Source organism: Streptomyces sp. NPDC093252, assembly GCF_040683675.1.
GTDB lineage: Bacteria > Actinomycetota > Actinomycetes > Streptomycetales > Streptomycetaceae > Streptomyces.
On sequence record NZ_JBFBEM010000020.1, the window covers coordinates 127980 to 151492 of the forward strand.

At 71.4% G+C, this 23513-nt stretch carries 10 protein-coding genes; 5 read left to right on the plus strand and 5 right to left on the minus strand.

What is annotated here, in order from left to right; genetic code table 11:
- Positions 1–686 precede the first annotated feature (686 nt).
- Together AB0O01_RS33405 and AB0O01_RS33410 are read right to left on the minus strand one after the other, a co-directional pair.
- The gene (locus AB0O01_RS33405) at positions 687–1157 is read right to left on the minus strand and encodes a cold shock domain-containing protein (protein ID WP_365319391.1); all 471 of its coding nucleotides are present in this window, start codon (positions 1155–1157) and stop codon (positions 687–689) included.
- A gap of 155 nt (positions 1158–1312) precedes the next feature.
- The gene (locus AB0O01_RS33410) at positions 1313–2404 is read right to left on the minus strand and encodes a prephenate dehydrogenase (protein ID WP_365319393.1); all 1092 of its coding nucleotides are present in this window, start codon (positions 2402–2404) and stop codon (positions 1313–1315) included.
- Between the two features lie 429 nt (positions 2405–2833).
- On the opposite strand from AB0O01_RS33410, the gene AB0O01_RS33415 reads away from it, so the two are divergent.
- The 3 genes from AB0O01_RS33415 (at position 2834) to AB0O01_RS33425 (ending at position 7059) form a co-directional block, all read left to right on the plus strand.
- The gene (locus tag AB0O01_RS33415; RefSeq protein WP_365319395.1) at positions 2834–3805 is read left to right on the plus strand and encodes a ParB N-terminal domain-containing protein; all 972 of its coding nucleotides are present in this window, start codon (positions 2834–2836) and stop codon (positions 3803–3805) included.
- Between the two features lie 520 nt (positions 3806–4325).
- Positions 4326–5258: a ParB N-terminal domain-containing protein gene (locus tag AB0O01_RS33420; RefSeq protein WP_365319397.1), complete on the plus strand. Its 933-nt coding sequence runs from the start codon at positions 4326–4328 to the stop codon at positions 5256–5258.
- Between the two features lie 1147 nt (positions 5259–6405).
- Positions 6406–7059 carry a response regulator transcription factor gene (locus AB0O01_RS33425; RefSeq protein WP_365319399.1) on the plus strand — a complete coding sequence of 218 codons (654 nt, stop codon included), beginning with the start codon at positions 6406–6408 and terminating at the stop codon, positions 7057–7059.
- 95 nt (positions 7060–7154) lie between these two features.
- Here the strand turns inward: AB0O01_RS33425 and AB0O01_RS33430 are convergent, their stop codons facing one another.
- Complete coding sequence (locus AB0O01_RS33430; protein WP_365319401.1) at positions 7155–7952, minus strand: alpha/beta fold hydrolase; 798 nt, start codon at positions 7950–7952, stop codon at positions 7155–7157.
- Between the two features lie 42 nt (positions 7953–7994).
- Entirely contained in the window at positions 7995–9587 is a 1593-nt protein-coding gene (locus tag AB0O01_RS33435; protein ID WP_365319403.1) for an MBL fold metallo-hydrolase, read from the minus strand.
- 288 nt (positions 9588–9875) lie between these two features.
- Here AB0O01_RS33435 and AB0O01_RS33440 point away from each other — a divergent pair, with 288 nt between their 5' ends.
- Both AB0O01_RS33440 and AB0O01_RS33445 read left to right on the plus strand, forming a co-directional pair.
- A complete protein-coding gene (locus AB0O01_RS33440) occupies positions 9876–10091 on the plus strand; it encodes an MbtH family protein (RefSeq protein ID WP_355750197.1) in 216 nt (71 codons plus the stop codon).
- Positions 10092–10335: 244 nt separating this feature from the next.
- Positions 10336–11577 (plus strand): HAMP domain-containing sensor histidine kinase, encoded by a 1242-nt coding sequence (locus tag AB0O01_RS33445; RefSeq protein WP_365319405.1) that lies wholly within the window; start codon positions 10336–10338, stop codon positions 11575–11577.
- Positions 11578–11786: 209 nt separating this feature from the next.
- On the opposite strand, the gene AB0O01_RS33450 is transcribed toward AB0O01_RS33445, so the two are convergent.
- Entirely contained in the window at positions 11787–23513 is an 11727-nt protein-coding gene (locus AB0O01_RS33450) for an amino acid adenylation domain-containing protein (RefSeq protein ID WP_365319406.1), read from the minus strand.

The following is a 23513-nucleotide window of genomic DNA, read 5'->3' on the forward strand; positions in this document are numbered from 1 at the left end:
CCCGAGGTGTGCGTGCCTGAGGTGTGCGTGCCGGGTGATCTCGGCTGCGTTTCCGGTACGGGAAATCGCGGGAATATGAGATTCCGCAACAATATCGAATGCAGCACATCGGGGACCGGTCCCACGGGGTGAGACCGGGCAGGGAAATTTTCCGCCCATGGCTCGACTGGCGCCTTCTGCCGGGGAAACCTCAGCTCATCCACCATGTGCGCCCTCAATCTCGCGAAACAGAACCAGCACCCGGGGGTTCTGGGCAATCCGGCGCCGAGCGGCGCCACCCGGATTCGGGTTGCTCGTCCTCCGCACTATGGCGTGGGACGGTTCGGGGGAACAAGGCTGGGCCGGGTTGTTCAACTGGCGCGTCACGCACTTGAACGCGACCGGAATCCCTCCGGGTTCTGCGTTCCGTGCCCGGGGTATCTCCGCCCGGCGCATCTTCGTCCGGCGTATTTCCGGTGCGGGCGGCGGGGCGCGCCTTCGCGGGTTCGGTCGGGGCGCCGCGCACCTCCGGTTCACGGGCGACGGCACGGGGGGATCACCGGCGGTGGGAGGGTCCGGGTGCCGTCGGACGATGCGGGCGGGAAAGCAGCAGTGACCGGACGCGGCTGCCGCGTCCGGTCACTGTCGTCACTGCCGTCTCCGCCGTCCCGGCGGGCGCCGCTGTGCGCGGCGGCGGCCGGGTCGGGTCAGTCCTCGATCCAGCCGTGGCTCTCGCTGAACTTCTTCAGCTCATGGCGGAGCTGGAGGATCTGTTCCCCGGTGAGAGCGGGGCCCGCCTTGAGGAGCAGCTCGGTGATGTCCCGGGTGAACTCCTCGCTGGTGAGCACATCGCACACCGGATAGTCGCCGTCCGCCACCGGGCCGTCGAGGGACCTCCCGGTCTGGGCCGGTGCCACGCGGGACTGCGCGGCTCCCCCGGACCGGACCGGTGCGGGCCCGACGGGCACCTCGGCCCCTTCGGCGAGCTTGATGTGCGAGGCCCGCTGCCCGCGGTCGCCGTCCGCGATCTCGAACTCGACCGCCAGTCCCGGACGCAGATAGTCCTCGGGAATCAGCAGGTCGTTCACGTGCAGGAAGATGTCCTCGCCACCGCCCTCCGGAGCGATGAACCCGTATCCCCGCATGCTGTCGAACCGCACCACACGCCCAGTTGTCATCATGTACACCCCCAGCCAGCCACCCGGGCCCCTTGCCCGCCGCACACTGATCGTAGTCTGCCCCGGCGCGGCGGCGCAGGGCGAGGTCCGAATCGGGGCGGGAGGGGTGCCCGGGGCGGCCGGTGCGGGGGGGGCCGCGGCGCCTGCCGCCCGCCTCAGCGCTGGCGCCAGCCCCGTTCGCCCAGGGCCTTCACCAGTACCTCGGCGAGGTCGCGGGTGACGCTCAGATGGACCTGCCCGGTGGGCTGGCCCGCGGAGTGCTCCAGATGGACGTCCTCGACGTTGACCCCGGCGCGGGAGGCGTCGGTGAAGAGCCGGGCCAGTTCGCCCGGCTGGTCGCCTATCACCACCGTGACCGTCTCGTACTGCTCGGGCCGGGTGCCCCGCTTGCCGGAGATCCGGGCGCGTCCGGACCGGCCGCGGCGCAGCAGGGTCTCCACGGTGCGGGCGCCGCCGCTGCGTTTGTCCTCGTCGGTGGCGGCCATGGCCCGCAGTCCGGCGACGGCGTCGGCCAGGTCCCCGGACATCTCCTCCAGCAGATCGGCCACCACCGGGGCGTTGGCGCCGAGAATGTCCATCCACAGGGCCGGGTCGGCGGCGGCGATCCGGGTGAGGTCGCGCACACCGGGACCGGCGAGGCTCACGGCGCGCTCCTCGGCGTCCTCCAGGAGGAGGGCGACCAGGCTCGCCACGACATGGGGGGCGTGCGAGACCAGGCCGACTGCCCGGTCGTGCGCCGTCGCCTCCATCATCACGGGGACCGCCCCGCACATCGTGACGAGTTCGAGGGCGGTGTTGAGGGTCTCGGTGTCCGTGTCGGGTGTCGGGGTGAGGACCCAGTTGCAGCCGTCGAAGAGGTCGGGGCGGGCGCCGAGGGGGCCGCCGCGCTCCCCGCCGGCCATCGGGTGGCCGCCGATGTAGCACCGGGTGTCGCAGTCGAGGGCGATGATGTCGCGCTGCGGTCCGGCCTTCACGCTGGCGACATCGGTGTAGTGCCGGGCCACGCCCTCGGCCTGGAGCCCGGCGACGACCGAGGGCACCAGCGTCGGCGGTACGGCGACGAGGGCCAGGTCGACGGTCCCGCGGGGGGCGTCCGCCGTGCCGGCGCCGAGGGACGCGGCGATCCGGACGGTGGCCGGGTCGGCGTCCCGCAGATGCACCTGTGCGCCGCGGGCTTTCATGGCGAGCGCGGCCGAGGTCCCAATCAATCCGGCGCCGACAACTAGAACGTCTTCCATAGTGACCATATCCATTCCCTCGGCCGACCCGCATAGTTGACATCGCAACCCCCCCGACTAACATCGGATCAAACGGGCGTCGCGCATAGCGGCCATACGTTACGGGGTTACCGGGTATTCGAGAAGCGTTCGGCTGAACAACCATTCTTGATAGCTGCCGCATAAACAGCCAAAAAGCGATCCTTTTTGTTTACGCGCAGCCATTCCCTCATCCGACGCGGTCAACCGTCCCGTGCTCCGCTCTTGCCGTGTGGGTCTCTCTTCTCCGCTGATGCGTATGCATCGATCTGCCCGCACATCACTACACCACAGGGGGATGGTGTGAACAAGCTGGATTCCGGAAAGAACTCGTTAGATACCAGATCGAATGGCGATCTCGTTGACTCGGCAAACGGATCGCCCGCCACTGAAAATGGATCTGCGGCAACGGCAGGGGAATTGACAGATATCCCCATCACGCTGCTGCAATTCGGCGACTCGCCCCGCTTGGCGGGTCAGGACAAGAAGTACACCGAACAGTTGGCGGAAAGTGAGACTCCGCTGCCGCCGATCCTGGTGAACCGGCGGACCATGCAGGTCGTCGACGGTACGCATCGCGTGCTGGCCGCGATCCTCAGAGGGTGGGAGACCATCCCGGCCCGGCTGGTGGACGTCTCTCGGAACGACGCCTTCCTGCTGGCCGTCGAAGCCAACACCCAGCACGGCCTCCCGCTGTCTCAGGCGGACCGGCGGGCGGCGGCGGCCCGGCTGGTCACCTCCCATCCCCATATGTCGGACCGGGCCATTGCCCGGGTGTCCGGTCTCGGGGCGAAGAGCGTGGCCGCGATCCGGCGTTCAACTGTCTCCGAGTCACAGTTGAACGCCCGCGTGGGCAGGGACGGACGGGTGCGGCCGGTGGACCGGGCGGCGGGCCGGCAGCGCGCGGCGGAGGTGATCGCCCAGAACCCCGAGGCGTCCCTGCGGGAGGTGGCCCGGCTGGCCGGAATCTCCCCGGCCACGGCGAGTGATGTACGCAAGCGGCTCCTGTCCGGCGAGAACATCGTCGGTGAGCCGTCGCGGCCCGCGGCCGGTGCCGCGCCGTCGACGCCGGAACCCCGGCGCGACGGGCCGCGGGAGCAGCCGGGCGAACACCCGGCGTCCCTGCTGGAGCCGCTGTTGCACGATCCCGCGGTACGCAGCGCCGAACTCGGCCGACGGCTGCTGCGGCTGCTCCAGTTCAATGTGATCGGCGGACACAAGTGGTTCGAGCTGGCCGAGGCGGTACCGGCGCACTGTGACGCGCTGGTGATCGCCCTGGCACGGCAGAACGCGGGTACCTGGCTGGAGATCGCCCAGGCGCTGGACGAGCGCGTGGTGCAGTCACCGAGCCTCAGCAGGGGACAGGACGGTCCCCCGACTCCGGCGGGCTGAGCCGGGAACCGGCACGACAGGTACGACAGGTACGACCGGCGCGTCGGGCTCGACGGGTACGACCGGCGTGCAGGGCGCGACCAGTACATCCGGCACACAGGGCACGACCGGCTCGACAGGAACCGCAGAAACGACACGGCACGGCCGGCGGGTGCACACGCACCCCCGGCCGTGCCGTTCGTTTTCCCCGGCCGGGGGGAGCCGGACAGGGGACCGAACGGCGACAACCCGACACCAGGAATAGGGCGTTCACTCACTCGCGAACGTACAAACTCGGCAAAGACTTGATCCAGCATTAAACCGGTCAACGGCGCCGGACACAGGACTAGACAGGATTTACCTCACGTGTGACATTGAGGCTGCCCCCCGCGAAATGGCCAGCGCCCGCACGCGAGGTGATCTCATGCAACAACAGCACGACGACGCCCCCACCGCTGTCCCTGCACCTGTCCTGAAAGAATCTCACAACAGTTCGATCCCGAGGCACCCTTTAGAACCGGAGAAGCCCGAGAAGGAGGTCGTGGCGGTCGCCATCTCGGCGCTTCTGCTGGGAGAGTCCCCGCGTATCGAGGGACAGGACCGAGAGCACATCATTCGTCTGGCAGAAACCGAAAATACACTTCCCCCCATCGTGGTCAACAAACGCACCATGCAGGTGATCGACGGAGTGCACCGGGTCTTCGCCGCCATCCTGCGCGGTGAAGAAACGATCAGGGCGATCTTCTTCGACGGCAGTACCGAGGACGCCTTCCTGTGTGCCGTTCAAGCCAACATGGCCCACGGGCTTCCGCTCTCACTGGCGGACCGCCGTGCCGCCGCGGAGCGGATCGTCGTCTCGCACGCGCAGATCTCGGACCGTGCCATCGCCCGCGCCACCGGGCTCGGGGCGAAGACCGTCGCCGCGCTCCGGCGCCAACTGGCCCTGTCCACACCCCATGTACAGGCCCGGGTCGGTATCGACGGCAAGGCCCGCCCGCTGAACAGCGCCGCAGGTCGGCTGCGCGCCGCCCAGGTGATCGCCGCGCGCCCGCAGGCGTCGCTGCGCGAGGTGGCCCGGCTCGCGGGGATCTCGCCCGCGACGGCCAGTGATGTCAAGCGGCGCCTCGCGGGCGGCAAGCCCCCGGTGGGCACCCTGCCGTCGACCGAGCCGGACACCCACACCCGGCCCGTCGCGGCGGAAACGATCCAGCCGAGGACCGCGCGCCGGACCGTGCCCGAGCCCCTCGACCCGGGCCACACCCTGGAGAAGCTGACGCGCGATCCCTCGCTGCGCCAGAACCAGATAGGGCGCGAATTGCTGCGACTCCTTCACCACAACGCGATTGTCATGAAGGAGTGGCCGGAACTGGTGTCCGCGGTGCCGGAACACTGCACCCGGTCGACCGCCGATCTGGCCCGGCAGTACGCCGAGAGCTGGGTGCGGTTCGAAGAACGTGTGCGCGCCACCGGCTGAGCCGACCGATCCGGAATTCCGGGCCGCCTCGACCGGGCGGCGGCCGGTCGACCGTACGATGCCGCGCTTTCCATGCTTTCGACTCCCTCCCTTTCCGGCTGTATTCTCCGGATTCTCCGCGATGTCCCGTCGGATTGCCATCCGGTTTACGAGGGGCGGAAAGCGACGGAATTCGCATCGGGCACGGTAACCTCCCGCTTTCAGGTCGAGGAGGCCCGGACACTGGATTCGGCGGCCCCTTTTCCACACCACGACCCGAGTATTTCTGTGCGCAAACCGGTGCCGTGTTCCTCCGTCCCCGGCGACCCGCCGCGGCTCACCCGTCCAGCGCCCCCCGCCTGCGCGGAGACCCGGCCGGACGGGGACCGGCACCCCCGGGGCGTCGCCCGCCGGGACACCCGCGCGCTCTCCCGCACCGACAACGACATCGGGGCGCGCCACGCCCAACTGCCCCCGAATTACCGGCATTTCACGGCCGATTTCCTCACTTCTGCCGACCTGCCGTCGAATGACTCCCCGGGGATTGCCCGGGGCGGCCGAGTCGCGGGGCGCGGCCGGGTCGCCGTCCCACCCGTACAGCGGCAGATCGCGAGGCCCGCGGAGGGCGGGTCGGCGAAGTATGCGGAATTCCGGCGGGAGTTCGGCGAGGCGGCCTCCCGGATGTCGCTCGCGGATTGCGCCAACCGGGCGTGGTATAGCCGGGATCAGGGCCGCCGACGGCTCGCCCCGGGCCCGCTCGCGGTCCTGGACGGCCCGCCCCTGGGGGCATTTCTCGCCAAGAACATCGAGGTGCCTCCGTGGAAGGACCCCTACGGTGCGCCGGCCGCGCAGCGAGGACGGGAGGTCGCCGCAGAGGTCGGGGCCGTCCGCGCCTGGCTCCCCAGCAGGCGCGGGCCGACCCCGTCCCTCACCCGTTCGAATGAAATTCCGCTGTCGTCCGAAACGGACGCCGGCGGTCGAGCGGGCCCCTTCCGTCGCCCCACCCGCACCACGGGCAACCGCCCGGCGCCCGCCCTGGAAGGGCTCCCGGCGCAGGTGGGACGAGCGGCACGACGTCATGGGACCCAGCATGGACGGCCGAGGGTTTCCTCCCGGTGACCGTCTGCGTTAACCGCACCCTTATCTCACGTCTGGGGCAATGTTCGCCATGCGGATTCTGGTGGCTGAGGACGAGGTCTTCCTCGCGGACCTGGTGGCCGAAGGGCTGCGGGAACAGGCGATGGCGGTCGATGTCGTCTACGACGGGGCCGACGCGCTGGAGCGCCTCGCGGTCAACGACTACGACGTCCTGGTGCTCGACCGGGACCTGCCCAAGGTGCACGGCGACGATGTCTGCCGCCAACTGGCGCAGTTGGGCGGGCGGGTGCGCATCCTGATGCTGACCGCCTCCGCCGCCGTGCACGACCGGGTGGCGGGGCTCAACCTCGGGGCCGACGACTATCTCGCCAAGCCCTTCGTCTTCGACGAACTGGTGGCGCGCATCCACGCCCTCGCCCGCCGGGCCGGTACCCCGCTGCCCCCGGTGCTGGAGCGCGGGGACATCACCCTGGACACGGCCCGCAGACAGGCGTCCCGCAGCGGGCGCTATCTGTCGCTGTCCCGCAAGGAGTACGCCGTGCTGGAGGTGCTGATGCGGGCCCAGGGCGCGGTCGTCAGCACGGAGGACCTGCTAGAGCGGGCCTGGGACGAGCACACCGACCCGTTCACCACCGTGGTGAAGGTGACGATGAGCAAGCTCCGGGCCAAGCTCGGGGATCCGCCCGCCATCGTGACCGTGCCGGGCAGCGGATACCGGCTCTGAGGCGCGTGTGAGGGTGTCCCCCGCGCCGACGGGGGACACCCTCGCACGCCGGGCGTCCGTACGGGCCGCCCCGGGTTCGTTCCCGGGCGGCGGCGTCAGTACTTGCCGAAGAACTCCAGGATCGCCTCGTTGACCGCCTCCGGGCGCTCCAGATGGCCGAGGTGGCCGCAGCCGGGGAGTTCCACGAGGTCGCAGTCCGGGATGAGGCCGGCGACCTCGGCCCCGAGGTGCGGCGGGGTGATCACATCGTCGGCGAAGGCGATGACCCGGCACGGCACGGTGATCGCGCGGAGCGCCTCGCGCCGGTCCTGGTGGGTGTCGATCCCGTCCTGGCCGCCGGGGGGCGCGTCACCGGCCAGCTCGAAGACGTCCAGCCAGGACGCCACCGACCGGTCGTCGTTGAGGGTGCTCGGCGAGAGCATCCGCAGCACCGAGTTGACGGCCCGGTACTTCGCCGGGAGCGTGACGCCGCTCTCCTGGAGGAGCCGGTCCGCCGTGTCCTGCGCCCGGCGCAGCACGTCCGACCGGCCCCGGGTGGCCATGAGGACCGCCGAGCGGACCAGATGGGGGGCGCTGATCGCCAGTTCCTGCGCGATCAGCGACCCCAGCGAGGTGCCCACGATCCGGCACGGCGCCAGGTCCAGGGCCTCGATCAGCCCCTTGGTGTCGGCCACCAGATCCGCCAGCGCGTACGGGCCCGGCGGGGCGTCCGAGGGCCGGATGCCCCGGTTGTCGAAGGTCACCGTGGCATACCCGGCCCGGCGCAGCGCCGGTGTCTGGTGCAGGTCCCACACATGACCGGCCGCGCCCGAGCCCATGATGAGCAGCACGTTCTCGCCCTGCCCGGCGCGGTGGTAGGCGAGCCTGATTCCATTGGCGCGCAGATGGGGCATCCCCGGTTCCGTCCGTTCCTCGTGCCGTGTTCCGCCGGTTCGCTACCAGCGCCACTCACGCTTGTTGAAGAGGTGCTCGGCGGTGATGTCGTTCGCCTTGCACCAGGTGAGGAACTCCTCGATCTGCTGGATCTGATAGGTGTCCGGCGTGTACGTCGTCGCCATGACGTGGCCCTGCCAGCTCTCCTCGCCCATGGCGTAGATGTACGCCTCGTCCGAGCCCAGCTCGGTCATGATGGCGGCGGCCTGCTCGGCGTTCGACCCCGACAGCTTGCGGGAGTCGCTCATCTTCTTGGTCACCGGCCGGGTCAGCAGCCCCTTGTAGAGCCAGGTCAGCGGGGCGCCGTCGCACTCCATGCCGAGGAACGCCTTGTCGACGTCGCCCAGGTGCGAGCGGATGTACTGGTACAGCACCGGGTCGATCCCGGAGGAGTCCGCGCCGATGAACGCCGACAGCCCGGCGATCTGCACGACGTACGTCGACTTGGAGCGGATGTCGAGGTCGGAGTGCTCGCCCAGGAACGGGGTGGCCACCACGCGGGCGCCGCCCGGCAGCGGCACCTCGTCGAAGTCGTCGACCTCGATCACCTTGAAGCCCATGGACCTGAGGTAGAGGCCGATCGACGGGTCGCAGAGGTTGCCGCGGGAGGAGCGCGGGACGACGATCGCGTCGGTGCGCGAGCGCAGTTGCAGCAGGGTCTCCAGCACGATGTGGTCCTGGTGCCCGTGGGTGATCAGGACCGCGTCGATGTGGTCGGGCAGGTCGTCCAGGGTGTACCGGTCGCCGTGCCGGTTGTCGGTGCTGATGAAGGGGTCCACCACGACGGCGGCCTCGGGGCTCTGGAGCACCAGACAGGCATGGCCGAAGTAGCGGATCCGGCCGCCGCTCTCGATGTGCCGGTCGGGCGACAGGCTGGGCTCCGGGGCGAGCAGCCGGCCGAGCTGCGCGGCCTGCGCGTCGTCCAGCTCCAGCGCCTCGCGCAGGGCCGCGAGGGTGGTGCCCTCGATCCGCGCACGCATCAGCGCGTCGATGCCCGGGTGGTCGAACGGGATCGGCAGATCCAGCACATCGGGCATGGGCAGCCGCGGGGTGCTGAGGATGAACGGCCGCTCCACCCCGTCGTCCAGGGAGAGCTGTACGGACTGGCGGCGCCGGTCGAAGGCCGTGCTGTGGTAGAGCAGCGGCTCGATGACATGGACGGACGCCTGGTTGCTGGTGTCGTAGGCCAGCTCCACCAGCCCGTTCAGCGCCGACGGCAGCTTCGGGTACAGCGGGGTGAGGTCGAAGCCGGTGGCGTTCTGCCGCAGCAGATCGTCGGCCTCGGCGATGCCCGCCGCGAACGCGAGCATGTCGGCGCGGTCGCGCTTGATGGTGTCGAGCAGCTCGCCGATCTCCGCCGCCCGCGCCTCCTCCACATTGATGAAGTAGCCGCCGCGCAGCGCCGGGTTGTTGCTCGCCGCGACATGCACCTGCGGCGAGTGCAGGTAGGACTCCAGCAGCGGCACCTGTACGTTCGCCAGGTTCATGGACGCCTGGGCCGGCGACACGATATGCATCCACGCATAGAATCTGTCGACCAGCGGTTCGATGATCGCATTGGAGCGGAGAAATACCCGGTCTTGGCTTTCAGGCATCTGGCCCTCCCGTCAGGACTTTCACTGCCGTTTCACTGCCGCCCGGTCGCCAGGAACTGGTTGCGCGTACGTTTCTTCGCCGCTCGGCGGACACTAAATCACCACAGCGGCGCGCGGGCGTCAACGGCCGACCACCGCTGTTCAACCGCGCGATGCCGCAGTTGAACAGCGCTATGGGCGCCCGTCCGAGCAGCACCGGACGCTCGGCTTGATTCGTTCCGCGCCCTATGTCACCGTGAAATAGCCCGTCGCTGCGGTCCCTTGTCGCCGAGAAGTGAGGACAGTGCGGTGCCCAATCCTTTTGAGGATCCCGACGCAAACTATCTGGTCCTGGTCAATGACGAAGGCCAGCATTCGCTGTGGCCGGTCTTCGTGAATGTGCCGGACGGTTGGAAAACCGTGTTCGGCGAGGCATCGCGGGACGACTGCCTCCAGTACATCGAGAAGTCATGGACCGACATGCGGCCCAAGAGCCTCATCGAGGCCATGAAGGCCGGCAGCTAGCGCGGCGCCCAGCCCTTCGGCACCGCACCCAGGCCGGCGGCCCCACCGGGTCGCCGGCCTCGCCGTGTCCCCGCGTCCCCCACCCGCCCCGGCCGTGACCGGCGGGGGTTTCCACGAGGTGACCGAAAGCGGTAACCGCGTCCTTAACCGGCTTCTGCCCCAATGAATCCTGCGGATAATGGCGGCCGGGCAGCGGCGGCGGCCCGCCCCCCTTGGTCACCATCGCAGGAAGCGGGTACCGGTCGTGCGGCTGCTACGGATCCTCAAGCGCCTCCCCCTGATGTTCAGCGGCTCCGTGCGGGCCCGGATGACCCTCCTGTACGGCGGCGGGTTCACGGTGATCAGCCTGGCCGTACTGATCGCGGCGCAGCGGTTCCAGCAGTGGGCCGTCGACGGCCAGGTGGAGAACTTCGTCACCCCCGGCGAGATGGCCGGCGTCCCGTGCGATCTGCGGCCCGAGGACGTGCCCTGCTCGGACGTGCCGTACGAGCCGTCCATGACCGCGCCCCTCGACGGGTCGCCCGACAACTCGACCTTCGTCGTCATGCAGAAGGCCCAGCTCCAGCAGGAGCTGGCCAGCACGCAGCTCATGGTGAGCCTGATCGCCATCGGCGCCATCGTGATCCTCGCCTTCGCGGTGTGCTGGTGGCTCACCGGCCGGCTGCTGCGCCCGCTGCACGATGTCACCTCCACGGCCCGCCGGCTGTCGCTGTCGACCCTGCACGAGCGGATCGCGCTCAACGGCCCCCAGGACGAGCTGAAGGAACTCGCCGACACCTTCGACGCCATGCTCGACCGGCTCGACCGCTCCATGGCCAGCCAGCGCCGTTTCGTCGCCAACGCCTCGCACGAGCTGCGCACCCCGCTCGCCATCCAGCGCACCGCGATCGAGATCGGCCTCGCCGACCCGTCGCCCGAGCGGGTCGCCAAGATCCGCGGCGAACTGCTGCGCGCCACCGAGCGCTCCGAGCGCCTCATCGAGGGCCTTCTCGTGCTCGCCCAGGGTGAGCAGGGGCTCAATGTGCGTGCCCCGGTGGACCTGGAGGTCGCCGTCGACCAGGTCATCTCGGAGCAGTTCCGCTTCGCCGAGCGCCGCGGCATCACGCTGAGCGCCACCACCGAACCGGTCTCCGTCTCCGGTGACGAGGTGCTGCTCACCCGGCTGATCGCCAATCTGGTGCAGAACGCGATCCGCTACAACGACGCCGGTGGCTATGTGCTGGTCGAGCTGTCGGCCGAGCACGGGCTGCTGGTCTCCAACAGCGGGCCCGTGGTCCCCCCGGAGCAGGTCGGGGAGCTGTTCGAACCGTTCCGTCGGCTCCACTCGCGCCGTACCGGCCCCGGCGAGGGCGCGGGCCTGGGCCTGTCCATCGTCGCCGCCATCACCGACGCCCACGGCGGCACCGTGCACGCCACGGCCAACACCGGGGGCGGGCTGGCGGTACGGGTGGATCTGCCGACCCTGACACCGGTCTTCTCCCTCTGAACGCCGGGCTTCTCCCTCTGGTCGCCGGTCCATTCCCTCTGGTCGCTGGGCTTCTCCCTCTCGTCGCCGGTCCTTTCCCTCTGAACGCCGGACTTCTCCCTCTCGTCGCCGGTCCATTCCCTCTCGTCGCCGGGCTCCGGCCCGAGGACGCCCGTTCTCCCCCCGGGCACACCGCCGCCCCGGACCCGGAGGTCCGGGGCGGCTGCCGTTCACTCGCCCGCACCGGGCTCCGTGCCGCCGCGCGTCTCCATCCAGGCCGCGATGGCCTCCCAGGCCCGGCTCAGCATGTCCGGGAGCATCAGATCGGTGTGCTTGCAGGGCATCCCGACCGTCGAGATCGTCCCCTGCACGAACGGCTCCCAGCTCTGCCGCCGCTCGTCCAGATCCGGCACGTTCCCGCGCTCCCCCTCGCCCTCGCCCTCGCCCTCGCCCTCGGCCTCGCCCTGGGCGACGAACAGCAGCAGATCCCCCTCGAAGACCGAGCACTCGTGCTTGCGGCGCAGGGTCGTGTTGTTACGGAAGATCTTCTGGATGAGGAGCAGTTCCTCGTCCGAGATCCCGTCGATGATCCCGCCGACCTCCTGCCGGATGCGCGCCGCGGCCTCCCGCAACTGCGCCTCCGGATCACGCTCCTCGGGCGCCGGGTCCGGTCGCTCCTCTCCTTCCGGCCGACGCGGGTCAGCACCCTCCGGGCGACGCGGGTCCCCGGCCGCCGGCGGCCGAGGCTCCGCACCCTCGGGAGGCTGCGGGGCGTCCGGGGCGCCGGGCGGGCGCGGGGGCTCGCTGCCCGGAGGCGGCGACGGATACGAGTCCATCACCACCAGCGCGCCCACGGTCTCCCCGGCCGCCTGGAGCCGGACCGCGATCTCGTGCACCGGGATGCCGCCGAAGGAGAAGCCGACGAGGTGGTACGGGCCGTGCGGCTGGACGGTGCGGATCTGCTCGATGTACTCGTCGGCCATCGCCCCCAGGTTCTCGGGCAGTTCCGCCTCGCCGTCCATGCCGATGGCCTGAAGCCCGTAGAGCGGGACGCCGTCGGTGGCGTAGCGGGCCAGGGGCCGGTAGCACCAGCTCAGGCCCGAGGCCGGGTGGACGAAGAAGAACGGTGGCCGGTCGCCCTCGGTCCGGATCGGCAGGATCCGGCTGAGCGAGTCGCTGACGGACGCCAGAGTGAGCTGCCGGACGATGCCGCTCACGGTCGGCGCGGCGAACACATTGCGCACGGAGGTGGTGATGCCCTTCTCCGCGAGCCGGGTGACCAGCGTGACCGCCAGCAGGGAGTGCCCGCCGAGCCGGAAGAAGTCGTCGTCGTAGCCGACCTCCTCGACCCCCAGGACCTCGGCGAACGCCTCGCCGACGACGTACTCCAGACTGGTCGCCAGGTTCCGCCTGTTCTCGCCTCCGGCGCTGTACTCGGGGGCGGGGAGGGCGGCGCGGTCGAGCTTGCCGTTGGAGGTGAGCGGGAGTTCCGGGAGGGCGACAACGGCGGCCGGGACCATGTGCTCGGGGAGCCGCGACGCCACCAGGTCCCGCAGCCCGGCCGTATCGGTATCGGCATCGGCGACGACATAGGCGACGAGGCGCTTGTCGCCGGGGGTGTCCTCACGGGCGACCACCGCGGCCTGCCGGACCTCGGGATGGGTCAGGAGAGCCGTCTCGATCTCGCCGGGCTCGATCCGGAAGCCCCGGATCTTCACCTGCGCGTCCGCCCGGCCCAGGTAGAGGAGTTGGCCCTCGGTGGTCCACTTCACCAGGTCGCCGGTGCGGTACATCCGCCCGCCGGTCTCGAACGGGGACGCCACGAACCGCTCACCCGTCAGCGCCGGGCGCGCGATGTACCCACGGGCGAGGGCCGCGCCGGAGACGTACAGCTCGCCGGTCACCCCGACCGGGACCGGGCCCAGGGTGTCGTCCAGGACGTAGAAGCGGGTGTTGGCGATGGGTGAGCCGATCGGGACCGCGCCCATGTCGGGTGTCAGCTCGGCGGTCGCCACACCGATGGTCGTCTCGGTCGGGCCGTAGTGGTTGAAGACCCGGCGGCCCTCCGCCGCCGCGGCGGTCACCAGTTCCCGCACCCAGCTCGCCGAGGCCGCCTCACCGCCGAGTACGACGGACCGGGCCGGGAGCAGGTGTTCGATGCCCGCCGCGCCGGTCAGGGCGGCCAGGTGCGAGGGCACGACCTTGTACGAGTCGATCGCGTGCTCGGTGAGGTAGGCCGCGACCGCCTCCGGGTCCGTCACCATTCCGTGGTCCAGTACGTGCAGTTGCCCGCCGGAGACGAGGCTCGCGAAGACGACGGTGTTGCCGAGGTCGGTCACCTGGGCCTGGAGGAGTGCGTACCGGGCGCCGGGCTCCGTCCAGTCCAGCCGGGCGGACACGGATGTCACGTAGTTGGTGAGGGACCCCTGGGTGACCCCGACGCCCTTCGGCGTGCCCGTCGAACCCGAGGTGTAGATCACGTACGCCAGGTCCAGGGGGTCCGAGGCCATCTCGGGGACGCCCGCGCCGCTGTACCCCTCCAGGAGGAGGCTGGTCGTCGGATCGTCGATGGCGAGCATCTGCACCCGGCCCGCGGGCAGGTCGCCGATGGTGTCCTCGGTGCCCACGACCAGCCGGACGCCGCTGTCGGCCAGCATGAACGCCAACCGCTCTGGCGGGAGCCCCGAATCGAGCGGCAGATAGGCCGCCCCCACCCGCCAGACACCCAGGATCGCCGCGATCATCCCGGCACCCCGGGGCAGGCACAGACCCACCACCGACTCACGGCCCACACCCATCGCCACCAGAAGCGCCGCCACCCGGTCGGCCTCCGCCGCGAGCCGGGCGTACGTCAGCTCCTCGCCCTCGGCGACCAGCGCCACCGCCTCCGGGCTCTCCTCGACCCGCCGCAGGAAGCGGTCCAGGACACCGGCGTCGTCCTCGGGCGTCTCCGTGGCGTTCCACTGATGGAGGACCAGGTCCCGTTCCCGGGGCTCAAGGACGTCGACGGTACTCACCGGCGCGTCCGGTGCGGCGGTGACCGTGGCCAGGACCCGGGTGAACCAGTCGGCGAGGCGGGTGGCCGTCGGGGCGTCGAAGAGGTCCGCCGCCGCCGTGACCGCTCCGCGCAGCCCGGCCGGGCGGCCCTCGGCGTCGAACATCTCGGCGACGGCGAAGTTCAGGTCGTACTTCGCCGGCTCCGGTGCCGCCCCGTCGAGCGGGCCCGAGCCGCCGCCCGCGCTGCCACCCGTGCGGGCCCCAGCGAGGTCGAGGGACGCCTCCCCGGTGTTCTGGAGGGTGAGCATGACCTGGAACACCGGGTGACGGGCCAGGGAGCGGGACGGGGCGAGTTCCTCCACCAGGCGCTCGAAGGGCACGTCCTGGTGGGCCAGCGCCCCGAGGCTCGCCTCCCGCACCCGGGCCAGCACCGCGCGGAACTCCGGGTCGCCGGACAGATCGGTCCGGATGACCAGCGAGTTGACGAAGAAGCCGATCAGATCGTCGAGGCCCTCGTCGGTACGGCCCGCGATGGAGGAGCCGATGGGGATGTCGGTGCCGGCGCCGATCCGGGAGAGGGTGACCGCCAGGGCGGCCTGGAGGATCATGAAGACGGTCACGCCCTCGCTGCGGGCGAGTTCCGTCATCCGCTGGTGCACCTCGGCGGGGACGGGCAGCGGCACCCGGTGGCCCTGGTGGCTCGCCATCGCGGGCCGGGGCCGGTCGGTGGGCAGCGCCAGTTCCTCGGGGGCTCCGGCGAGGGTGCGGCGCCAGTAGTCGACCTGCGTGGACAGCAGGCTCTCCGGGTCGGTCTCGTCGCCGAGCAACTCCCGCTGCCAGAGCGCGTAGTCGGCGTACTGCACCGGCAGGGGCTGCCAGTCGGGGGCCTCGCCGCGCAGGCGGGCCGCGTAGGCGGTGGAGAGGTCACGGCCCAGGGGGGCCATCGACCAGCCGTCTCCGGCGATGTGGTGCATCACCACGACCAGGATCTGCTCGTCGGGCCCGGTCTCGAACAGGGACGCCCGGACCGGTACCTCGGCCGACAGGTCGAAGGCGTGGCGCATCGCCCGCCCCAGGGCCTCGGGCAGCCGCCCCCGGTCGACCTGTTCGACGTGCAGGGCCCAGTCCAGTTCCCCGGGGTCGAGGATGTGCTGGTAGGGCTGGCCGTCGACGGCCGGGAAGACGGTGCGCAGCGACTCGTGCCGGGCGATCACATCGCGCAGCGCCTCCTCCAGCACCCCCGCGTCGACGCCGCTCAGCCGGACCGGCATCGGGATGTTGTAGGTGGGGCTGGGGCCTTCGAGCTGGCCCACGAACCACAGCCGGCGCTGCGCGAACGACAGCGGCACCCGCTCCGGCCGCTCCCGGGCCCGCAGCGGGGTACGGGCCCGGCCCGCGCCCTCGGTGAGCCGGGCGGCGAGGGCGGCCACCGTCGGGAACTCGAAGAGCGAGCGGACCTCGACCTCCACGCCGAGCACCGCCCGGATCCGGGAGGTCAGCCGGACGGCGAGGAGGGAGTGCCCGCCGAGCTGGAAGAAGTTGTCGTCCACGCCGACCGACTCCAAGCCCAGCACCTCCGCGAACGCGGCGCACAGGATCTCCTCCTGGGCGGTGGCCGGGCCCCGGCCCGCGCCAGTCGCGTACTCGGGCGCGGGGAGGGCCCTGCGGTCCAGTTTGCCGTTGACGGTGACCGGGAGCTGCGCGATCCGGACCACCGCGGCGGGGACCATGTGGTCGGGCAGGCGGCGGGCCACGAAGGCGCGCAGGGCCTCGGGGTCGTCGTCGCCGTCGGGGTCGGTGGGGACGACATAGGCGACGAGGCGCTTGTCGCCGGGGACGTCCTCGCGGGCGACGACGGCGATGCGCAGGACATCGGGGTGGGTGAGGAGGACGGTCTCGATCTCGCCGGGTTCGATGCGGAAGCCGCGGATCTTCACCTGCTCGTCCGTCCGGCCCAGGAAGAGGAGTTGACCGTCCGGGGTCCAGGCGGCGAGGTCTCCGGTGCGGTACATCCGCTCGCCGCCGGTGCCGAACGGGCAGGCCACGAACCGCTCCGAGGTCAGGGGGGACCGTCCCACATACCCGCGGGCCACCCCGGCACCCGTGACGTACAGCTCGCCGGGCACTCCGGCGGGGACCGGGGTGAGGGTGTCGTCCAGGACGAAGACGCGGGCGTTGGCGATCGGGGTGCCGATGGTGGGCCGGTCGCCGGGGGCGAGGGGCGCCGACATCGAGGCGCAGACGGTGGTCTCGGTGGGGCCGTAGGCGTTGATCAGCCGGCGCCCCGGCGCCCACCGCTCGACGAGGGCGCCGTCCAGGGCCTCACCGGCGGAGACGAGGGTGACGACCGAGGCGAGGTCGGCGTCGTCCAGGGTCCGCAGCACGGCCGGGGGCAGGGTGGCGTGGGTGATGCCCCGGTAGGCGTCGGGGCCGGTGAGGGCGCTGCCGGGGGTGTCCTCGTCGGCCCGGGCCAGGGCGAGGGTGGCGCCCGAGCAGAGGCTGACGAACACCTCCGACACGGCCGCGTCGAAGCCGACGGAGGCGAACTGGAGCACCCGCGAGCCCGGTTCGACGGCGAACCGCTCGCGCTGCGCGGCGACCAGGTTGACGATCCCGGAGTGCGGCACGGCCACGCCCTTGGGGGTGCCCGTGGAACCCGAGGTGTAGATGATGTACGCCAGCCCGGCCGGGTCGATCACCGCCGCGGGCGGGGTGACGGGGCCGTCGCCCGTCATCGCGTCGGTCATCGCGACGGTCATCGGGTCGTCCAGGGCGACCAGGGGCACCCGGCCGACGGGGAGGTCGTCCAGGGTGTCCTGGGTGCCGAGGACGAGCCGGGCGCCGCTGTCGGCCAGCATGAACGCCACCCGGTCCACCGGCAGCCTGCGGTCGACCGGCAGGAACGCGCCCCCGGTCTTCAGCACGGCCAGGATCGACGTCACCAGTTCCGTGCCGCGCGGCAGGCACAGCCCGACCACCGCCTCCGGTCCCACCCCGAGCCCGGCGAGATGGCGGGCGAGCCGGTCGGAGTCGGCGTCCAGGTCCCGGTAGGAGACCTCGGCGCCGTCCGCCGCGACCGCGACCGCGTCGGGCCGGGTCCGCGCCTGCTCCCGGAACAGCTCCACCACCGACGCGCCCGGCGCCTCGGCGACGGTGTGGTTCCAGCCACCGGCCAGCAGCGCCCGCTCGTCGGCGCCGAGGACATCGACCGCGCCCAGCCGCACAGTGGGCGTGTGCGTCACCGCGCGGAGCACCCGGGTGAACCAGTCGGCGAACCGGGCCGCCGCGGACTCGTCGAACAGGTCGGCGGCGACGGTCATCACCCCGGTCCAGCCCGCGGCCCCGCCCTCGGCGTCGAACTGCTCGACCATCACCACATCGAGGTCGAACTTGGCGGGCAGCGGCACCGAGGAGTCGGCGGAGCCGTCACCGCCGCCGGGCCCGCCCGGCGTCCGGTCGCCCGCCGCCTGCTCCATGTTCTGCACGGTCAGGGTGACCTGGAACAGGGGGTGGCGGGCCATCGCCCGCTCGGGCGCCAGCTCCTCCACCAGCCGCTCGAAGGGGACGTCCTGGTGGGCGAACGCCCCGAGGCTCGCCTCCCGCACCCGCCCCAGGACCTCCCGGAACTCCGGGTCCCCGGACAGGTCGGTGCGGATCACCAGCGTGTTCAGGAAGAAGCCGATCAGATCGTCCAGCGCCTCGTCCCCGCGGCCCGCGATCGGCGACCCGATGGGGATGTCGGTACCGGCGCCGACCCGGGACAGGGTCACCGCCAGCGCGGCCTGCAACGCCATGAACGCGGTGACCCCTTCGGCGCGGGTCAGCTCCATCAGCGCCCGGTGCACATCGGCCGGTACCCGGAAGCCGACGGCGTGCCCGCGGTGGCTGGCCACCGCCGGACGCGTACGGCTCACCGGCAGCGGCAGTTCCTCCGGCGCCCCGGCCAGGGTCTCCCGCCAGTACTCCACCTGCCGGGACAGCAGACTCTCCGGGTCCTCCGGGTCACCCAGCAACTCCCGCTGCCAGAGCGTGTAGTCGGCGTACTGCACCGGCAGCGGCGCCCACTCGGGGGCGCGCCCGGCCAGCCGTGCCTGGTAGGCCGCGGTCACGTCCCGCACCAGCGGGCCGCGCGACCAGCCGTCACTGGCGATGTGGTGCACGACCACCAGCAGCAGATACTCGTCCGGTCCGGTCGCGAACAGCCATGCCTTCAGCGGCGGCTCCACCGCCAGGTCGAACGCGTGGCGCATCGCTCGGCCCAGGGCGTCCGGCAGCTCCTCCCGGCCGACCTCGGACACCTCCAGCTCCCAGTCCAGTTCGCCGGGGTCGAGGATCCGCTGATACGGCTCACCGTCCAGCGCCGGGAACACCGTCCGCAGCGCCTCGTGCCGCCCCATCACATCCCGGAACGCCTCGTTGAGCACGGCGGCGTCCACCCCGGTCAGCCGCATCGGCGTGGGGATGTTGTACGTCGGGCTCGGGCCCTCCAACTGGCCGAGGAACCAGAGCCGTCGCTGTGCGAACGACAGCGGCACCCGCTCGGGCCGTTCGGCCACCGCCCGCAGCGGCGTCCGCGCACGCCCGCCGCCCTCCGCCGCCAGCGTCGCCGCGAGCAGCGCCACCGTCGGCGCCTCGAACAGTGTCCGCACCTCGATCTCGACCCCGAGCAGAACCCGGATCCGGGACACCAGACGGACCGCCAGCAGCGAATGCCCACCCAGGTCGAAGAAGCTGTCGTCGACCCCCACGGACTCGACGCCGAGCACATCGGCGAAGGCCGCGCACAGCGCCTCCTCCTCCGGGGTCTCCGGCCCCCGCCCGCCGCCGCTCGCGTACTCCGGCGCGGGCAGCGCCCTGCGGTCGAGCTTTCCGGCGACGGTCAGCGGGAGTTCCGGGAGGGCGACGACGGCGGCCGGGACCATGTGCTCGGGCAGCCGCCCGACCGCGAGGTCCCGCACCCCGGCGGTGTCGGTGTCGGCATCGGCGACGACGTAGGCGACGAGGCGCTTGTCGCCGGGGGTGTCCTCACGGGCGACCACCGCGGCCTGCCGGACCTCCGGATGGGTCAGGAGAGCCGTCTCGATCTCGCCGGGCTCGATGCGGAAGCCCCGGATCTTGACCTGCGCGTCGGCACGGCCCAGGTAGACGAGCCGGCCCTCGGTCGTCCACTTCACCAGGTCGCCGGTGCGGTACATCCGCCCGCCGGTCTCGAACGGGGACGCCACGAACCGCTCACCCGTCAGCGCCGGGCGCGCGATGTACCCGCGGGCGAGGGCGGCGCCGGAGACGTACAACTCGCCCGTCACCCCGACCGGGACCGGGCCGAGAGAGTCGTCCAGGACATAGAAGCGGGTGTTGGCGATGGGTGAGCCGATCGGGACCGCGCCCGTGCCGGGTGTCAGCTCGGCGGTGGCGACACCGATGGTCGTCTCGGTCGGGCCGTAGTGGTTGAAGACCCGGCGGCCCTCCGCCGCCGCGGCGGTCACCAGTTCCCGCACCCAGCCCGCCGAGGCCGCCTCGCCGCCGAGCACCACCGACCGGGCCGGGAGCAGGTGTTCGATGCCGGCCGCGCCGGTCAGGGCGGACAGGTGCGAGGGCACCACCTTGTACGAGTCGATCGCGTGCTCGGTGAGGTAGGCCGCGACCGCTCCGGGGTCGGTGGCCGCGTCGGCCTCCAGTACGTGCAGTTGTCCGCCGGAGGCGAGGCTCGCGAAGACGACGGTGTTGCCGAGGTCGGTCACCTGCGCCTGGAGCAGCGCGTACCGGTGGCCGGGCTCCGTCCAGTCCAGCCGGGCGGAGGCCGAAGCCACGTAGTTGGCCAGGGACCCCTGGGTGACCCCGACGCCCTTCGGCGTGCCCGTCGAACCCGAGGTGTAGATCACATACGCCAGATCCAGGGGGTCAGAGGCCACCTCGGGGGCCCCTGCGCCGCTGTACGCCTCCAGGAGGATGCCGGTCGTCGGATCGTCGATGGCGAGCATCTGCACCCGGCCCGCGGGCAGATCGCCGAGGGTGTCCTCGGTGCCCACGACCAGCCGGACGCCGCTGTCGGCCAGCATGAACGCCACGCGGTCCACGGGCAGTTCCAGATCGACCGGCAGATAGGCGGCCCCGGCCTTCCACACCGCGAGGATGGCCGTCACCATCTCCGCACCGCGCGGCAGGCACAGCCCGACCACCGACTCACGCCCCACACCGAGGTCGCGAAGATGGCGGGCCCAGCGGTCGGCGCGTTCGCCCAGTTCGGCGTAGGTGAGGCGCTCGTCGCCGGCCACCACCGCCACCGCGTCGGGCATCTGCCGGGTCTGCTGGTCGAAGCGGGCCAGGACAGCGGGTGTCTCCGGGGCGGTGCCGGTGCCGGTGGCTGTGCCGGTGTCGGTGTCGGTGTCGTTCCACTCGTTGAGTACCCGGTCGCGTTCGGCCGCGTCCAGGACGTCCACCGCGCTCAGCCGCACGCCGGGTGTCTCGATCACGGTCTCCAGCACCCGGGTGAACCAGTCGGCCATGCGGCCCGCCGCTGGTGCGTCGAAGAGGTCGGCGGCCACCGTGAGCGCCCCGCGCAGGCCCGCCGGGCGGCCCTCGGGGTCGTACGCCTCCACCAGGGACACCCACAGGTCGAACTTGACCAGGGCGGAGTCACCAGTGTCATCGGTGGCACCGGTGCCACCTGTGCCACCTGTGCCGCCGGTGCCATCTGTGTCCGTCCCGGCACCGCCGCCGTCCGCGCTGCCGCCGGTGCTGACGCCCGGCATGTCGAGGGCGGCGTCGCCGGTCGTCTGCATGGTCAGGACGACCTGGGCCAGCGGATGGCGGGCCATCGACCGGGACGGGGCGAGTTCCTCCACCAGGCGCTCGAAGGGCACGTCCTGGTGGGCGAACGCCCCGAGACCGGCCTCGCGGACCCGGCCGAGGACCTCCCGGAACTCCGGGTCCCCGGACAGGTCGGTGCGGATCACCAGGGTGTTGAGGAAGAACCCGACCAGGTCGTCCAGGCTCTCATCGGTACGGCCCGCGATGGGCGCCCCGATCGGGATGTCCGTACCGGCGCCGATCCGCGACACCGTGACGGCCAGCACGGACTGGAGGACCATGAAGACGGTCACTCCCTCGGCACGGGCGAGGTCGGCCAGCCTCTGGTGTGTCTCGGGCGACAGGCGCAGCCCGACCCGGTGTCCCCGGTGACTCGCCACGGCCGGCCTGGGCCGGTCCACGGGCAGGGCCAGTTCCTCGGGGGCTCCGGCCAGGGTGCGGCGCCAGTACTCGACCTGCTCGGACAGCAGGCTCTCCGGGTCCTCCGGGTCACCCAGCAACTCCCGTTGCCACAGCGCGTAGTCGGCGTACTGGAGCGGCAGGGGCCGCCAGTCGGGGGCCAGGCCCTGGAGCCGTGCGGCGTACGCCGTGGACAGATCGCGGCTCAGCGGCCCCATCGAGAGACCATCGCCCGCGATGTGGTGGATGACCACGACCAACATCTGGTCGTCGGGCCCGGCCTCGATCAGTGTGACCCGGATGGGGAGTTCGGCCGACAGGTCGAAGGCGTACCCCGTCGCCCGGCCGACGGCCCGGCCCAGCTCACCGGGTGCCACCCGCTCGATCTGGAGCGCCCAGTCCAGGCCGTCCGGGTCGAGGATGTGCTGGTACGGCTCGCCGTCGACCGCCGGGAAGACCGTCCGCAGCGACTCGTGCCGGGCGATCACATCCCGGAACGCCGCGTCGAGGACGGTCGCGTCCGCGCCGCTCAGCCTGATCGGCAGGGGGATGTTGTAGGTCGCGCTGGGTCCTTCGAGCTGGGCCAGGAACCACATCCGGCGCTGCGCGAAGGACAGCGGCACCCGTTCCGGCCGCTCGGCGGCGGCCCGCAGTGGGGTACGCGCGGTGTCGGTGCCCTGGGCGATCCTGGCCGCCAGCCCGGCCACCGTCGGCGCCTCGAACAGCGCCCGCACCCCGACATCGACGCCGAGCACGGCCCGGATCCGGGACATCAGCCGGACGGCGAGCAGGGAGTGACCGCCGAGTCCGAAGAAGCTGTCGTCCACGCCGACCGACTCGACACCGAGCACCTCCGCGAACACCGCGCACAGGATCTCCTCCTGGAGGGTGCCGGGGCGTCGGCCTTCGCCAGCGATGTGGGAGGGCGCGGGCAGGGCACGGCGGTCCAGCTTGCCGTTCACCGTGAGCGGCAGCCCGTCCAGGGCGACGAAGCCCGCCGGGACCATGTACTCCGGCAACCGCGACGCCACGAGGCCGCGCAGGCCGTCCACGTCCACGGTGCCCTCCGCCGGGACGACATAGGCCACGAGCCGCCTGTCACCGGGCGCATCCTCACGGACCACGACAGCGGCCTGAGCCACGGCCGGGTCGCTGAGGAGGACGGCCTCGATCTCGCCGAGTTCGATCCGGAAACCACGGACCTTCACCTGCTGATCCGCCCGCCCCACAAACACCAACTCACCATCCCCGGTCCACTTCACCAGGTCACCCGTCCGATACATCCGCTCACCCACATCGAACGGCGACGCCACAAACCGCTCACCCGTCAACCCAGGACGATTCACATACCCCCGCCCCAAACCCGCCCCCGACACATACAACTCACCCGCAACACCCACCGGCACCGGCTCCAGCATCCCGTCCAGCACAAACAGGCGCGCATACGACAACCCACGCCCCATCACCGGCACATCACCCACCGACAACCCACCCGACACCGACGACACCACCGTGAACTCCGTCGGCCCATACGCATTCACCAACCGACGACCCGAAGCCCACCGGTCCAACACCCCCGAATCCAACGCCTCACCACCCGACACCAACACCTCCACCGAACCCAGATCACCCACACTCAACGCCCCCAACACCACCGGAGGCAACAACACATGCGACACCCCGAACCGACCCACCACCTCAGCCAACCCACCACCCGGCACCAACACATCCGCCGACACCACCACCAACAC